Source organism: Novosphingobium sp. ZN18A2 (assembly GCF_036784765.1).
GTDB lineage: Bacteria > Pseudomonadota > Alphaproteobacteria > Sphingomonadales > Sphingomonadaceae > Novosphingobium.
The window spans coordinates 1,307,125-1,322,016 of sequence record NZ_CP136651.1; the positions used below are offsets into that span (position 1 = coordinate 1,307,125).

At 62.8% G+C, this 14,892-nt stretch carries 16 protein-coding genes; 6 read left to right on the plus strand and 10 right to left on the minus strand.

All coding sequences use genetic code 11. From position 1 onward, the window contains the following. The first annotated feature begins 46 nt into the window (after positions 1-46). Together RXV95_RS06540 and RXV95_RS06545 are read left to right on the plus strand one after the other, a co-directional pair. Positions 47-1,684, plus strand: coding sequence for a lysine--tRNA ligase (locus tag RXV95_RS06540; RefSeq protein WP_338468203.1), 1,638 nt, complete (start codon positions 47-49; stop codon positions 1,682-1,684). Beyond that, positions 1,659-2,201, plus strand: a complete 543-nt coding sequence (locus tag RXV95_RS06545) for a DUF1003 domain-containing protein (protein WP_338468204.1) — start codon at positions 1,659-1,661, stop codon at positions 2,199-2,201. The genes RXV95_RS06540 and RXV95_RS06545 overlap by 26 nt, the downstream gene beginning before the upstream one ends. A gap of 3 nt (positions 2,202-2,204) precedes the next feature. On the opposite strand, the gene RXV95_RS06550 is transcribed toward RXV95_RS06545, so the two are convergent. Then, positions 2,205-4,106 (minus strand): DUF885 domain-containing protein, encoded by a 1,902-nt coding sequence (locus tag RXV95_RS06550; RefSeq protein ID WP_338468205.1) that lies wholly within the window; start codon positions 4,104-4,106, stop codon positions 2,205-2,207. A gap of 2 nt (positions 4,107-4,108) precedes the next feature. Beyond that, the gene (locus RXV95_RS06555; protein WP_338468206.1) at positions 4,109-4,771 is read right to left on the minus strand and encodes a 2OG-Fe(II) oxygenase; all 663 of its coding nucleotides are present in this window, start codon (positions 4,769-4,771) and stop codon (positions 4,109-4,111) included. A gap of 291 nt (positions 4,772-5,062) precedes the next feature. Between RXV95_RS06555 and RXV95_RS06560 the strand changes: the two genes are divergently transcribed. After that, a complete protein-coding gene (locus RXV95_RS06560) occupies positions 5,063-5,446 on the plus strand; it encodes a winged helix DNA-binding protein (protein ID WP_338468517.1) in 384 nt (127 codons plus the stop codon). Positions 5,447-5,631: 185 nt separating this feature from the next. On the opposite strand, the gene RXV95_RS06565 is transcribed toward RXV95_RS06560, so the two are convergent. Both RXV95_RS06565 and RXV95_RS06570 read right to left on the minus strand, forming a co-directional pair. Next, a complete protein-coding gene (locus tag RXV95_RS06565) occupies positions 5,632-5,769 on the minus strand; it encodes an entericidin A/B family lipoprotein (RefSeq protein ID WP_338468207.1) in 138 nt (45 codons plus the stop codon). Between the two features lie 77 nt (positions 5,770-5,846). Then, positions 5,847-6,821, minus strand: a complete 975-nt coding sequence (locus RXV95_RS06570) for a DMT family transporter (protein ID WP_338468208.1) — start codon at positions 6,819-6,821, stop codon at positions 5,847-5,849. Between the two features lie 5 nt (positions 6,822-6,826). Here RXV95_RS06570 and RXV95_RS06575 point away from each other — a divergent pair, with 5 nt between their 5' ends. Beyond that, the gene (locus tag RXV95_RS06575) at positions 6,827-7,051 is read left to right on the plus strand and encodes a hypothetical protein (RefSeq protein ID WP_338468209.1); all 225 of its coding nucleotides are present in this window, start codon (positions 6,827-6,829) and stop codon (positions 7,049-7,051) included. Positions 7,052-7,078: 27 nt separating this feature from the next. On the opposite strand, the gene RXV95_RS06580 is transcribed toward RXV95_RS06575, so the two are convergent. Together RXV95_RS06580 and RXV95_RS06585 are read right to left on the minus strand one after the other, a co-directional pair. Then, on the minus strand, positions 7,079-8,629 hold the full coding sequence (locus RXV95_RS06580) for a CpaF family protein (protein WP_338468210.1): 1,551 nt from the start codon (positions 8,627-8,629) through the stop codon (positions 7,079-7,081). A gap of 114 nt (positions 8,630-8,743) precedes the next feature. Continuing rightward, on the minus strand, positions 8,744-10,300 hold the full coding sequence (locus RXV95_RS06585; protein ID WP_338468211.1) for a hypothetical protein: 1,557 nt from the start codon (positions 10,298-10,300) through the stop codon (positions 8,744-8,746). 242 nt (positions 10,301-10,542) lie between these two features. Between RXV95_RS06585 and RXV95_RS06590 the strand changes: the two genes are divergently transcribed. Both RXV95_RS06590 and RXV95_RS06595 read left to right on the plus strand, forming a co-directional pair. Beyond that, positions 10,543-11,460 (plus strand): DMT family transporter, encoded by a 918-nt coding sequence (locus RXV95_RS06590; protein WP_338468212.1) that lies wholly within the window; start codon positions 10,543-10,545, stop codon positions 11,458-11,460. Next, the gene (locus tag RXV95_RS06595; RefSeq protein WP_338468213.1) at positions 11,460-11,798 is read left to right on the plus strand and encodes an HNH endonuclease; all 339 of its coding nucleotides are present in this window, start codon (positions 11,460-11,462) and stop codon (positions 11,796-11,798) included. The genes RXV95_RS06590 and RXV95_RS06595 overlap by 1 nt, the downstream gene beginning before the upstream one ends. Before the next feature lie 3 nt (positions 11,799-11,801). On the opposite strand, the gene RXV95_RS06600 is transcribed toward RXV95_RS06595, so the two are convergent. From RXV95_RS06600 to RXV95_RS06615, 4 genes are all read right to left on the minus strand, one after another. Next, complete coding sequence (locus tag RXV95_RS06600; RefSeq protein WP_338468214.1) at positions 11,802-12,119, minus strand: hypothetical protein; 318 nt, start codon at positions 12,117-12,119, stop codon at positions 11,802-11,804. Between the two features lie 100 nt (positions 12,120-12,219). Continuing rightward, positions 12,220-12,474, minus strand: a complete 255-nt coding sequence (locus RXV95_RS06605; RefSeq protein WP_338468215.1) for an ATP synthase F1 subunit epsilon — start codon at positions 12,472-12,474, stop codon at positions 12,220-12,222. Positions 12,475-12,527: 53 nt separating this feature from the next. Next, positions 12,528-13,985, minus strand: coding sequence for a F0F1 ATP synthase subunit beta (atpD, locus tag RXV95_RS06610; protein ID WP_338468216.1), 1,458 nt, complete (start codon positions 13,983-13,985; stop codon positions 12,528-12,530). A gap of 24 nt (positions 13,986-14,009) precedes the next feature. Beyond that, positions 14,010-14,879 carry a F0F1 ATP synthase subunit gamma gene (locus RXV95_RS06615; protein ID WP_338468217.1) on the minus strand — a complete coding sequence of 290 codons (870 nt, stop codon included), beginning with the start codon at positions 14,877-14,879 and terminating at the stop codon, positions 14,010-14,012. Positions 14,880-14,892: the final 13 nt, after the last annotated feature.

The following is a 14,892-nucleotide window of genomic DNA, read 5'->3' on the forward strand; positions in this document are numbered from 1 at the left end:
AACAATCCCTTGCCAAGCCGCGCGGCAAGCGCAAAAGGCGCAGGCCATGACCGATACAGCTTTGATCGATGCCGCACTGAATTCCAAGGCCTGGCCGTTCGAGGAAGCGCGCAAGCTTTTGAAGCGCTATCCGAACGGGAAACCGGGCGGCGAACCTGTGCTGTTTGAAACGGGCTATGGCCCCAGCGGGCTGCCGCACATCGGCACGTTCCAGGAAGTGCTGCGCACCACGCTGGTGCGCCGCGCCTATGAAGTGCTGGTGGGTGCGAAGCCCGAGGATGGCAGGACGCGCCTCGTCGCGTTTTCGGACGACATGGACGGGCTGCGCAAGGTGCCCGACAATGTGCCCAACCAGGGGCTGCTTGCCGCGCATATCGGCCACCCGCTCAGCCGCATTCCCGATCCGTTCGGCAAGTATGAGAGCTTCGCACACCACAACAACGCGATGCTGCGCGAATTTCTTGACCGGTTCGGCTTCGATTACGAATTCGTCTCGTCCTCGGGCCTCTACAATTCCGGCGGGTTCGACGATGCGCTGAAGAACGTGCTGCGCAACTACGACGCGATCATGGGCGTGATGCTGCCCACCCTGCGCGAAGAGCGTCGCCAGACCTATTCGCCCGTGCTGCCGGTATCGCCCAAGACGAACGAGGTTTTGCAGGTGGCGGTGCAGGTGATCGATGCCGAAGCGGGCATCGTGCGCTTCCACGACCACGGCGAGGACATCGATCACTGCATCCTTGGCGGGAAGGCCAAGCTGCAATGGAAGGTGGACTGGGCGATGCGCTGGGTCGCGCTGGGCGTCGATTACGAGATGTACGGCAAGGACTTGACCGACAGCGGCGTACAGTCGGGCAAGATCGCGAAGATCTTGGGCGGGCGCAAGCCCGAGGGCCTGATCTACGAGCTGTTCCTCGATGCCAATGGAGAGAAAATTTCCAAGTCCAAGGGCAACGGCCTGACGATCGAGGAATGGCTGACCTATGGCAGCGACGAAAGCCTTGGCTTTTATATCTTCCCCAATCCCAAGAGTGCGAAGCAGCTTCACGTGGGCGTGATCCCGCGCGCGGTGGACGATTACTGGCAGTTCCGCACGAAGATCCCGGACCAGCCGGTTGAACAGCAGGTGGGCAACCCCGCGTGGCACCTGCTTCGCGTGAACGGATACCAGGGCGGAGACGGCGATAGCCTGCCGGTGACCTACAGCCTGCTGCTGAACCTTGTCGGCGTGCTGGGCGCGGGCGCCACGCGCGAGCAGGTGTGGTCGTACCTCGGCAATTACGTGGAAAACGCCACCCCCGATGCGCATCCCGACCTGGATGAACTGGTGGGCAAGGCGCTTGCCTATAACAGCGCCTTCATCGCGCCGACGCTGAAGCGTCGCAGGCCCGAACCGAACGAGGCCGCCGCGCTGGCCGCTCTCGACGAGGAACTGGCCGCGACCTCCGACGATGCGACGGCGGAGGAACTGCAGAACCTCGTCTACGAGATCGGAAAGGATCCGCACTACGGGTTCGACCAGTTGCGCGACTGGTTCAAGGCGCTTTACCAGACGCTGCTCGGTTCCAGCCAGGGGCCGCGCATGGGCAGCTTCATCGCGCTTTACGGCATAGGCAACACGCGCCGGCTGATTGCCGAGACGCTGGATGGAGCGCCCGATGGCGCATCGCAAACGGCTGGCTGAACAACTTGCGGAAGACCTGCTCGGCAGGCCTTTCGACGAGCTGGACGCCGAAGAGCAGCGCGTGCTCGAGCGTGTCGCGTCAGGAACGCTTATCGGTATGGATGCGGATGAACTGGCGGCTGTGAACGCCAGTTTCGGTGACAGGCTGGCCGACCGGGTTGCCGCCGTTGGCGGCAGCTGGTCGTTCATCATCGCCTTCGCCGTTGTCCTGTTTGCGTGGATGGTGCTGAACAGCAATATCGGCCAGCACCTGGGCATCGCGTGGGACCGCTATCCCTATATCTTCCTGAACCTGATGCTTTCGATGCTGGCCGCGATCCAGGCGCCGGTTATCATGATGAGCCAGAACCGCCAGTCGGCAAGGGACCGCATCGCGGCCCGGCACGATTACGAAGTGAACCTGCGCACCCAGCTTGAAATCCTGCGCGTCCACCGCAAGCTCGACCGGCTGACCGCACGGCTGGGCCACCTGATAGAGGATGCGGAGGGCGGAGCGGATCGCCACCCGAAATCCTGACGGTCAGCGCGCGTCCTTCGTCGCCTTGATCCAGCGGTCCACCTTGGCTTCCAGCACGGGCAGGGGCAGCGCGCCGGAACCAAGCACCTGGTCGTGGAATGCGCGAATATCGAACCGGTCGCCCAGTTCACGCTCCGCCTTGGCGCGCAGGCGCTGGATCGTCAGCGCGCCGATCTTGTAGGCGAGCGCTTGCCCCGGAATGGCGATATAGCGTTCCACCTCGGCGGTCGCGTCGCTGCGGCCCATGCCGGAATTCGCCAGCATGTAGTCGATCGCCTTGTCGCGGCTCCAGCCCTGCGTGTGAATGCCGGTATCGACCACGAGCCGCATCGCGCGCAGCATCTCGTCATCCAGCGTGCCCCAGTGCTGCCACGGGTCCTTGTAGAACCCCATCTCATAGCCCAGCGTCTCGGCATAGAGCGCCCACCCTTCCACATAGGCGGTGTTGCCGCCGAACCGCTGGAAGTCCGGAAGGCTCTCGTCCTCCTGGGCAAGGCTGATCTGGAAGTGGTGGCCCGGCGCGCCTTCGTGCAGGTAAAGCGTGGTGATCCCGGTCAGGAACCGGCTTTTCAGGTCATATGTGTTGAAGAAGAAGATACCCGGCCGCGATCCGTCGGGCGAACCCTGATTATAACTGCCACCCGCTTCGTACTTGGCGCGATAGGCGGGATAGGGTTCGATGAGCAGGGGCGTCTTGGGCAAGTGCAGGAAATAGCGCGGCGCCAGCGCATCCACCTTGCGGCCGACTTCGCGGAACCCGTCGGACAGCTGCTTTGCCGTGGTGGGATGGTATTCGGGATCGGTGCGCAGGTGGTCGAAAAAGGCGGGCAGGGGGCCGTTGAAGCCCATCTGTCGCTTCACCTGTTCCATCTCGCCCTGGATGCGCGCGACTTCGGAAAGGCCAAGGCGGTGGATTTCCGCGGGGTCCATGTCCAGCGTCGTGTTCTCGCGGATCAGCAGGCGATACAGCTTCGCGCCGCCCTTCATTTCCGAAAGGCCCACGCTTTCACGCGCGGCGGGCAGGTATTCATTAGCCAGGAACCCGCGCAGCTTGCGGTAGGCTGGATACACGCTTTGCTCGATCGTGGCCCTGTATTCGCGCTTCAGGCGGTGTCGGGTCCGCCGCGTGAAGCTCTCCGGAAACTGGTTTACCGGCGAATAGAACGGGGATTGGTCCACCGGCTGCGCCAGAAGGGCGTCAATCTGCCCGATCATGTTGCGCACGGTCAGCTTGGGTTCCACCGCGCCGCTTGCCATTCCCCCCCGGAATTGCGCGATGGCGTTGCCGAACACCACGCCCAGAACCCTGTCGCGCGCAAGGTTCGCCTCAAAATCGGCCACGCTATCAAGCGGTACGGCACCGTCGCCCGCCGCGATGCTGGGATATTCGACCTGGAACCCGCCGAAATGGTTGAACGGCTGAACATCGGTCAGCGCGGTGTATTCCGGCTTCAGCGCGTCGCGTTCAAGATCCTTGTCGTACCTGAACACATCGTAGGACACGCGGTGTTGGGCATCGAGCCGGTCGCGGTCGATCCTGCCCAGCCGCGAAAGCGCGATGGCATTGGACGCGCGCAGCATTCGCGTGCGGCGCGGGGTGAACAGGATTTCGAACTGCCTTGCTGTAACCTGCTCTCCGCGGCCGAGCATGGCAATCGGATCGAGTGCCAGCTCCGCGCGTTCGTCGTCCGCGAAAAGCCTGTCGAGCTTTGCGTCCTCGCTGGTCGCCGCAACCTTTTCCGGCGTCTGGGCTTGTGTCGCGGCGCTTGTTACCGCGAATGTAGGCGCGCTGCTGCCCAGCGCCGCGGCTGCGATGACAAGGATCGCACCGCGGTGCAGCAATTGCGCGCGCTTGCGGCGGCCCGCCGCGATCCCCGCCATGTTCCCCGTCATGTTCCCCGTCATGTTCAATGCCACGAGCGTGACCTGTACCACTTGGTGACGACGTATTTGACGCCGCGCTTCACCGGCGTGCCCGCGTGCAGCGTTTTCGGGTTCGGCGATCCGTCGGGAGACATGTTGTTCCACACCAGCAAGGCGCCGCGCTGGGGCGGTACGCTCAGGTCGACTTTCGGAAAGTCCGTCGATCCGCCTTCCTCCACATCGGAGAGATAGGCCATTGCCGTCCAGCTGCGCTGCCCGCCGCGCTCCTGCTCGGTGGGCCAATAGCTGGTGCCGGTGTTGAAGAAATCGAAATGCGCGCGGAACTGCTGGCCCTTCTGGTATCGCTGCACCTGCATGGTTTCACCGTAACCCGGCTCGATCCCCAGCAGGTCGTCGATGCGGCGTTGCAGGATCTGGATCAGGGGATCCCAAGGGTCCACGTCGCCCGAATAGCTGGTGCGGCCGCCGTCCGCGTTGTTGTTGTAGGTGGGAGAGGGGCGCGCGACCTTGTCGGTAATCGCGATCAGTTTATCGCATTCCTCGTCCGAAAAGAAATTGGCGACGCCATAGATTTCCAGCCCGTCCACCGGAAGCCGGTAGCAACTGGGATCGGCGTCCAGGCGTTCGCGGACGGCCTTGCCCAAGGCAGCAAGAGCATCGGTATCGTGGGCGGTTTTTCGTACCATCTTTGACCTGGCTCATTGGTTCGCCGCGCCTAATGGCGCATCGGGCAGGCTGCGGCAAGAGCGGCGCGGTTCGTCCGGAACGGACTATTCAACGAGCGGCGATAGCGGAAAATCGCGATATGTAGCGTCATGTTGGATTAAAAACGGGTCTGCCAAGTGTTCTGCGGGTCGTCGCCAGTCGTTTTTTTGCACGCATAATGTCAATCAACGTGGAACTATTTCACGGGCAAATGCGTTCAAATGTCGAAACGGACGAACTCCGGTAAGGGACGGAGGATTATTGCATTGGATATGATTACAATTCCGCATCGCGCTGCACATGACAAGGCGCGGGTGATCTATAAGAGTCGCCGCGAAAGAGACGATTGCGCCTCTGGATTGCGAAACCTCTTCGGGGAGCCGGCCTGGGACATTCTTCTGGATCTTTTCATAGCTGCGCAGCAGGGGGCGCAGGTTCAGGTATCTTCGGTATGCCTTGATGCCAACGTGCCTTCGACAACGCTCTTGCGCTGGCTTGCACGCCTTGAACGCGAAGAATTGATCACGCGCGCGGCCGATGATCGCGATGGGCGCCGCCGGTTCGTGATGCTTACCGAGCGTGGTGAACAATTCATGCTCGAACTGCTGGCCACGCTCGATGCGAAGTCGCCGGCAGGGTCAGGAAGCATCGTCTGATTGAATGGCGAAGGCGCGCCGCCGGTGGCGACGCGCCCTGCCTGCCGGGGTACCGGCAAATTCCAAATCACAACCTGCTTAACGGTATCGTCCAGACCGGCCGCCATTGGCGGCATGGTGGATTGATTCTGACATTTGCTTTCCTGCCGGTCAGGCGGCGGTAAATGTCAGAATCGAAACACTAACTAATTACCATTGATGGCGTCTTCACCGGCCTGACCGACGGACTGGATGTCCTTGCCGGCGCCCTTCACGGTTGCGCAGGCGGAAAGGCCCATCACCAGTCCGCCCATCGCGCAGGCGAGTATGAACTTGCGGATCATCGTCGAGTTCTCCCTTCGGGTTTCGCCGTCTGGCCCCGGTCGTATCGGGCCGAACCGCAACGGCGCATTACATTGTGTCAAGAACGCCGCACGGGCAAGCCTGGTTCCGCAGCCGGGGATACGCGGGCGCCACGGGGCGTGCGTCCCTCACGCCAGACGATGACAAGCCCGGCCACGACGATGGCCGGCGCGCCGATGAACGTGGCGACGGGCGGCAGGTTGCCGAAAACCAGCCAGCCCCACAGCGTCGCCCAGCCGAATGCCGTGTAGTCCATGGCGATAACGCTGGAAACAGGCCCGAAGCGCAGCGCGGACGTAAGGCATAGCTGCGCCGCCGATCCCAGGATACCGATGCCCAGCAACAAGGCCCACCCCGCAGCATCGTGCCGCACGCCGGTGAGGGGAAGGGCCAGCGCCAGCACGGGCACGCTGATCGCGGAAAACCAGAAGACGATGCGCAAAGGTTCTTCGGTGCGGCCCAGGTCGCGCAACTGGATGGATATCAGGGCAACCATGAATGCAGCCCCGACGCCGACCGCAAGACCGTCGAGCGGGATCGTATCCCCGCCGCCCGGCCCGGCCACCACCAGCACACCCGCAAAGTCCAGCGCCACCGCGAACCATCGGAACGGTCCCACGTGTTCGCGCAGGACGGTGGCCGCCAGCACGACGGCGAATATCGGCGCCGTGAAGCCCAGAACGGTCGCCTGAGCGAGCGGAAGCAGCATGACCGCGCCGAAATTGAGGACCATTCCCGCAATTCCCATCGCCGCGCGGCGCGCGTGGATCGGCAAGCGCCTGGTGCCAAGGCGCCAAAGCTGCCTGCGTGCGGCCAGCCAGCCGCCGATCAGCAAACCGGGAAAGAACTGACGCCAGAAAATGATCTCTGGCAACGCGATGCCGTGCCTGCCTGCAAGTTTCACCAGCACCAGCAACAGCGAGAGGAACACCATGGCCAGCAGGCGCAGGCCAAGGGCCAGGACGGGGCGGTGGTTCTGTTCCATCTCGCGCCAGCGCATAGCCGCGTGTGCCGGCGTGGCAAGCTTGCGCATGGGCGATGCGTGCCTATCTGGCTGCCATGGACGATTGGCAACCGATGGCAATTTACGGCCTTGTGGCGGGATCGCTGGCTATTCTATCGTGGTTCGGCGATCGTCGCCGGATGCGCCGCAGCAACCCGGACGCGGTTGGTTTCATGCCGTGGACCGCGATCTTCTTCTTCTCGACCATCGTCGCGTGCGTGACGCTGGGCCTTGCCGCACGCGACTGGTTTACCGCCTGAGCGCGCTGCCCAGAATCAGAGGGGGCATCAGAGGCAGGCTTCGAGGAACGCCTGGTCGAATCCGAACTGGCGCGCCTTTTCCAGCGTATAGGGGCGAAGGCCCGATGCGCGGAATTCGCCGATGATCTTGCCATCCTCGGTCTCGTCCAGATATTCGAACTTGAACAGTTCCTGGGTGACGATCACCTCGCCCTCCATCCCGATCACTTCGGTGATGTTGGTGGTGCGGCGCGAACCGTCGCGAAGGCGCTTCACCTGCACGATCAGGTCGACCGATTCGGCGATCTGGCGGCTGATCGCTTCCTTCGGGATCTTGATGTCGCCCATCAGGATCATGTTTTCCATACGGCCCAGGCACTCGCGCGGGCTGTTGGCGTGAAGCGTACACATCGAACCGTCGTGGCCGGTGTTCATCGCGGCGAGCAGGTCGAAACATTCCGCGCCGCGAATTTCGCCCAGGATGATCCGGTCGGGACGCATACGCAGCGCGTTCTTCACAAGATCGCCGATGGTGATTGCGCCTTGCCCTTCAAGGTTCGGCGGGCGCGTTTCCAGCGGCAGCCAGTGCGGCTGCTGCAAGCGGAGTTCGGCCGCGTCCTCGATCGTCAGCACGCGTTCGCCCGGATCGATCATCTTCGACAGGGCGTTGAGCATGGTGGTCTTACCCGAGCCCGTACCGCCCGATATGACGATGTTCATGCGGCACGCGCCCGCGATCTTCAGCGCGGTGGCCATCTTGTCGCTCATCGAACCGAAGTCCTTGAGCATGTCGATGGTGATCGGCTTTTCGGAAAACTTACGAATCGAGATCGCGGTGCCGCGCAGAGACAGCGGCGGCACGATCACGTTCACACGGCTGCCGTCCTTCAGGCGGGCGTCGGCAAGCGGGGTGGTCTGGTCGACGCGGCGGCCAACCTGGTTCACGATTCGCTGTGCGATCTGGAACAGGTGGCTTTCGTCGCGGAACCGGATCGGGGCGAGCTGGAGGCGGCCCTTCTTTTCGATATAGGTCTGCTCCGGCCCGTTCACCATGATATCGGACACGTCCGGATCGTTGAGCAGCTCTTCCAGCGGCCCGAAGCCGAGCAATTCGTCGATCAGCACCTTTTCCAGCGCGAACTGTTCGCGCCGGTTCAGCGTGACCTTCAGTTCGGCCAGCACCTCCATGATGATCGGGCGGAATTCCTCGGAAAGTTCTTCCTTGGACAGCGTCGCCGCCGCTTCGGGATCGACACGTTCCAGCAGGCGCGGAAGCACCTGTTCCTTGATCTTGTGGACGCTGGCCTCGAACCCCTCGGCCTGTGCGGCGGGGGCGGACACGCCGTTGGCGCGGTCGGCAAGCCGGGTCAGCGCATCGGATTTCAGCGCCTGTTGCGAAGCGCCGGAAGCCGCCTGCTCGTTGCCGGGAAGCGGGGGGAACTGATCGCCGCCGGCGGGCATGCCCGTCGGCACCGGAGCGGACGACGGCGCAGACTTGCCTGCACCCGCTTCGCCGCTGGTTTTCATCGGGCGCGCAACGCCGAACGAGGGACGATTGGCCCCGCCGCCCATACCGTTTTTCCGACCGAATGCACTCATATCAGACCTTCCCGTCATGACCCGCGCAGAAATTGCGCCCCCTGGTCAGCCAAGTTTGTTCAAACATGGTGAATAGTTTGCAAACCTTCAGGAATTGCTAACTTCACTTTCCAATCAGATGCCCGCCGGCCGCGGCCAGGGTGTATCCCAGCATCGACGGCCCGACCGCGACTGGACATCGTGAGGTGAAGCGGGTCGTACCATGCCGGGCACGAGGTCCAGATCGGCAAGGTACGTGCCTTTCGGAATGCCTTGTCCTTGAATGCCGTGATGTGCGACCGTGCCTGCATCCCAAGCTTCGAATATCGTGCAGTGCGTTTCTGGCGAATCGGGTTCGCGAAATGCACGTGAAATTTCCATGCCGCCGGTAACGCTGCCGATGATGAGCATGATCATCAACCAGTTGCGATATTCCCCATCGTTGGCGAGCATGCGCTCTGTTACCAATACTGAAAGGATCGCCAATGCGGGGATCGATGCGCGCATCATCAGATCGATTGCTGCACCGACCTGGAGAAACGGCAAGAACAGCAGGATCATGCCGACGATTGCCAGAGTGGCATCGAACTTTCGTTGCTGTATGGCTACAGCGATCAGGGGATAGAGAAACGGGACGACCTCAATAAGCATGAACAGTGCCCAGACCATCAGCGCAATGTCGTATAAATGATACCCCACCGCACCCGGGTCGGAGCCCAGATAACGCAGTGTGGGATAGACTAGGGCGACGGCCAAGGCCGGAAAAGCAACATCGCCGACGCACAATTTACGCGAGGCAATCAACGAGATGCCCGCGTGTGCCGCAAAGGGCATAAGCCCAATGAGCGCCAGGGGAGACCAGATCGCGGATAGCGGCGTTGCGATCAACAGCAAGCGGGCTGGGGCCAGCCCGCGAAGCCAGAGCAGGTAGCATACCGTGCCCACCCATCCGGCAATTGCGTGCTGCGGTACCCAGAACAGCAGGGTTATGGTGGAACTGTATTCAAGCCTTCCAGCCCACAGTTCGAGATGATCGTATGTGAAGCCGTGCGTGAGCAGCGCACCGACAACATCAAGACCGCTGAATGCGACGAAGACAGCCAGCGCCAGAAAGCGGTGGCTGGCGCGGTCGAACATGGCAGAAGCCGCAGTCAGCAAGGTTCCGATGATGAATGCGTTCTGGGCCAGCAGGATCAAGTCAGCGCCTCTGGCGCCGATCAGTTTCCATGCCGCCGCAGGGATTAGATACACCCCCAATGGCGCCCGCAGCAGGAATTTACCGCCATCGTGCAGATAGACGAACGGCCAAGGATTGACGCCCATGTCATGCATCACGGCGCTGCGGACTTGCCAATCCACATTCGCATAGAAGAAGCGCCCTTCGCCTGCGATCACCAGCAATATCGCGATTATCCCCGTGCAGACCAGCCAAGTGCCGATTGTGGGGGCGTCGGCGGTATCGCCGTTCCACGGTGTGCGCAGTACGGCCCAGGCGATTGCGGCAAGACAAGCGATTCCGGCAAAAACTGCGGAAATTCCGCCGATTCCGAGAAAGCGCCAAAGCAAAATGTTGGATGAACCCAACATGACAAATGTTAATGCCAGCAGCATGCGCACGGGGATGGTCCTTTCGAGCCATTGCCAGCGCGGCCATTCCATGGCCTCTTCCGGTTCGTTAACAGTTGCTGTCATGGCCACCCCTCCAGGAGAGGGAGCGTATTGCATTGCCATGGTTAATTTTCCGCTAACAGAAAGGCGTGCGCCGCCGCCATCCCGGAAGCAGGATCGTTTTGGGCCAGGCCGGCTCGCCCGCGCTGCGAAAACGGTTCGCCGAAAGTTTCAGCTGGTGCTTGCTTTGCAGGCATTGCGTTGCCTAGGGCAGGTTTCCCACGTCCCCGACGTTCACTTGTCCGGTTGAGTCCAGGAGTGCCCATTTGACCAACGATCATCGCGCCGGCCTGCTCTTCGCGCTGGCGGGTTTCGGCACGCTTGCGATCGGAGACGCGGTGGTCAAATCGATGGCCGGGATGTGGCCGGGTACGGCTGTTGCCATGCTGCGCTATGTGTTCGGCGCGACCTGGCTTTCCGCCGTGCTCTATGCGCGGGAAGGGCGGGCGGGCTTCATCTTTCCCAAGCCGCATATCCAGTTGCTGCGCGGCTTTGGCGTTTCCCTGTCGTCCGTCGCCATGTTTTGCGCGCTGTTCCTGATCCCGCTGGCGGAGGCGATCTCAATCGGCTTTACCGCGCCGATGATTACCGCGCTGCTTGCCTCGCTGGTGCTCAAGGAGCCGATGCGCCGCGAAACGTGGATTGCCAGCATCGTGGCTTTTGTTGGCGTCCTGATTGTGCTGCGGCCCAACTTCGCGGTGATCGGCTGGGCGGCGCTGCTGCCGCTGCTTTCCGCCATCGGGATGGCGCTTTTGGTCATTGGAAACCGCAAGGTCGCCGGACATGCCAGCGCGCTGTCGATGCAGGTGGCGCTCGCCGTGTTCGCCATGCCGTTTCTGCTGGTCGCTGTTCTCGTCGGGCATGCCTCTGGCCTGCCTGCGCTTCACGTTGGCACACCGGACTGGAGCGTTGTGGCGCGCTGCGCGCTTGTAAGTGTGACCGCAAGCGTGGCGCACGGGCTGATCTATCTGGCGACCACGCGCGCCGGTGCGGCGACGATCGCGCCGATGACATATGCCCAGCTTGTTGTCGCCACATTGCTGGGCTGGGCGATATTTGCCGAGACGCCGGACGCCATTGCCTTGCTTGGCGCGGCGATCATTGTCGGGGCGGGGCTTTACCTGTGGCGCGCAGGCGTCGCGCGTGAACCCCGGCGCCCGCGCAAGGAAAGGAAAATCGCCTGATGGCGCGCAAGAACCGTTGGGGACTGGAAGAAGACGAGGACGAGGCACAGGACGCGCCCGCTGAGCCATGCTGGCTGTGCGAGCGGCCTCTGGGCGAAGTGGTCGAATGGCATCATCCCGTGCCCAAGAGCCGGGGAGGGCGCGGCAAGGTGGCGATTCACCCCATCTGCCACCAGACGATCCATGCGCAGTTCACCAATGCCCAGCTTGGCCGCATGGGCGAAGACCTTGCCGCCATTCGCGGCGACGAGGCTGTGGCGAAGTTCCTTGACTGGATTGCCGACAAGCCGGCCGATTTCCACGTGCGGACAGACAAGCCGGGCGGCAGGCGACGCTGACGGTCAGCCGTCGGGAATAACGAAGGTCCGCTCGATCGCGTTGCGTCCGCGCGCGTCGAGATCGGCCCAGCTTTCCTGCGCGTCCGTGGCCGACATTCCGCGTTCGCGCTGCACACCGACGAAAGCGGTGCGCAACTGCGCCCGCTCGCTTTGGCAGGCCTTATCCAGTTCTGCCGATATCCGGTCTGCAGCCACGTGCCGTTGCCGCGCAGAGCGGGCGGTGGCGAACATGCAGCTCCAGTAGGCCTCGTTCGCCGCGTCGGCGTGCGCGATGGCGGGGCTGCTTGCGGCAAGCGTCAGGGCGACAAGGGATGCGATCATGGCAATTGTCCTTTTCGGGACGGGTTGCCACAAATTGCTGAATAAAATGCAAAAAGGGCGGTCCCGAAGGACCGCCCCTGAAATGCATATGCCGGTTGAATCAATCCTCGACGTGTTCCGCAAGGACCGTCAGGCCGTTGGCGCCCACTTCGGCAAACCCGCCGCGCACCTGGATTTCGACCGGGGCTGCGCCGTCGGTCGCATAGATGCGCAGCGCGCCGTCGCGCACCGTGGTCATGAACGGCGCATGGCCTTCCAGCACGCCTTCCTCGCCCTCGGTTCCGGGGACGACGACCATATAGACCTCTTCCGAGCGGACCAGCTTGGCGGGCGTGACGAGTTCGAAGTGCAGCATTCTTGTCTAACTCCCCCCCTCCCGCAAGGGGAGGGGTTGATAGCTGGATCGGATCAGGCGTTGTCGGCCAGCTTCTTGGCCTTTTCCACCGCCTCGTCGATGCCGCCGACCATGTAGAAGGCCGCTTCGGGCAGGTGGTCGTATTCGCCATCCACGACCGCCTTGAACGAGCGGATCGTGTCTTCCAGCTGCACGAACTTGCCGGGGATGTTGGTGAACACCTCGGCCACGTGGAACGGCTGGGACAGGAAGCGCTGGATCTTGCGCGCACGGGCGACGGTCAGCTTGTCCTCTTCAGACAGCTCGTCCATGCCCAGAATGGCGATGATGTCCTGCAGCGACTTGTACTTCTGCAGCGTTTCCTGGACCTTGCGCGCCGTTTCATAGTGCTCCTGGCCGACCACGCGCGGCTCGAGAACGCGGCTGGTGGAATCGAGCGGGTCGACCGCCGGGTAGATGCCCAGCTCCGAAATCGCGCGGTTCAGCGTGGTGGTGGCGTCAAGGTGGGCGAACGAAGTCGCCGGCGCCGGGTCGGTAAGGTCGTCCGCGGGAACGTAGATGGCCTGGACCGAGGTGATCGAACCCTTGGTGGTCGAGGTGATGCGTTCCTGAAGCTGGCCCATGTCGGTGGCAAGCGTCGGCTGGTAGCCCACGGCCGAAGGAATACGGCCGAGCAGCGCCGACACTTCCGAACCCGCCTGCGTGAAGCGGAAGATGTTGTCGACGAAGAACAGCACGTCCTGGCCTTCCTGGTCGCGAAAGTATTCCGCCATGGTCAGGCCCGAAAGCGCGACGCGGGCACGGGCGCCCGGAGGCTCGTTCATCTGGCCGAACACGAGCGCCACCTTCGAACCGTCGGAGATGGCGTTTCCGTCGGCGTCCTTAGCGATAACGCCGGCGTCGAGGAATTCGTGGTAAAGGTCGTTACCTTCGCGGGTGCGTTCACCCACGCCCGCGAACACGGACACGCCGCCGTGACCCTTGGCGATGTTGTTGATCAGTTCCTGGATCAGCACGGTCTTGCCCACGCCGGCGCCGCCGAACAGGCCAATCTTGCCGCCCTTTGCATAAGGGGCGAGAAGGTCGATGACCTTGATGCCGGTGACGAGGATCGCCGCTTCGGTTGACTGTTCGACGAAGGGCGGTGCTTCTGCGTGGATCGGGGCGGTCTGGTCCGCGCCCACCGGGCCGCGCTCGTCGATGGGCTCGCCCACGACGTTGAGGATGCGGCCGAGCGTCTTGGGGCCGACCGGCACCGAGATCTGCGCGCCGGTGTTCACCACGTCCTGACCGCGGGTCAGGCCGTCGGTGCCGTCCATTGCGATGGTACGAACGGTGTTTTCACCCAGGTGCTGCGCAACTTCGAGAACAAGGCGATTGCCGTTGTTGTCGGTTTCCAGCGCGGTGAGGATGGCCGGCAGTTCGCCTTCGAAGGTCACGTCGACGACGGCGCCGATGACCTGGCTGATCTTGCCGAGGGTGGTCTGGTTGAGAACGGGGGCGGTGGCCATTTTCGTTTCCTTGCCTACGATGCCTTAAAGCGCTTCCGCGCCGGCAATGATCTCGATGAGTTCGGTGGTAATCGCGGCCTGGCGGCTGCGGTTGTACTGGATGGTAAGCTTGTTGATCAGGTCGCCCGCGTTGCGCGTTGCGTTGTCCATCGCGGTCATCGACGCGCCGTGTTCGGACGCTTCGCGTTCCAGCAGCGCGCCGAAAAGCTGCGTGCGGACATAGCGCGGCAGCAGTTCCTTGAGGATTTCCTCTTCGTCCGGCTCGTATTCCACCACCGCGCCGCCTTCATCGGCGACTTCGGGTGCAGGGACGGGGACAAGCTGCTGCACGACCGGGTCCTGCGCCAGTGCCGACTTGAACACCGGCGCAACGAGATGCGCCACGTCGAACCGGCCGTTGTCGAACATTTCGAGCAACTGCGCGGCAATCGCTTCGGCTTCCTCGAAACCGGGGGTGCGCACCGCGCTGGTATCGAACCACTCGGCAATCGACTTGTCGTAATCGCGTTTGATCGGCGCGCGGCCCTTGCGGCCGACCAGGAAGAACTGCACGTCCTTGCCTTCCGCGATCAGCGCCTTGGCTTTGGCCTTCGCCGCCTTCACGATGTTGGCGTTCAGGCCGCCGCAAAGCCCCTTGTCGGTGTTAACCACGACAAGCAGGTGACGCTTGTCCGATCCGGTGCCGGCGAGCAGTTTGGGCGCGCTTTCGCCCGTGATCTTCGACGCGATCGAGGCCATGACCTTGGTCAGACGCTCGGCATAAGGGCGCGCGGCTTCGGCCGCGGCCTGCGCCTTGCGCAGCTTCGCCGCCGCGACCATCTGCTTGGCCTTGGTGATCTTCTGGGTCGATTTGACCGAGTTGATCCGGCCCTTGAGTTCCTTCAGCGAGGCCATGACGGCTCCCTAG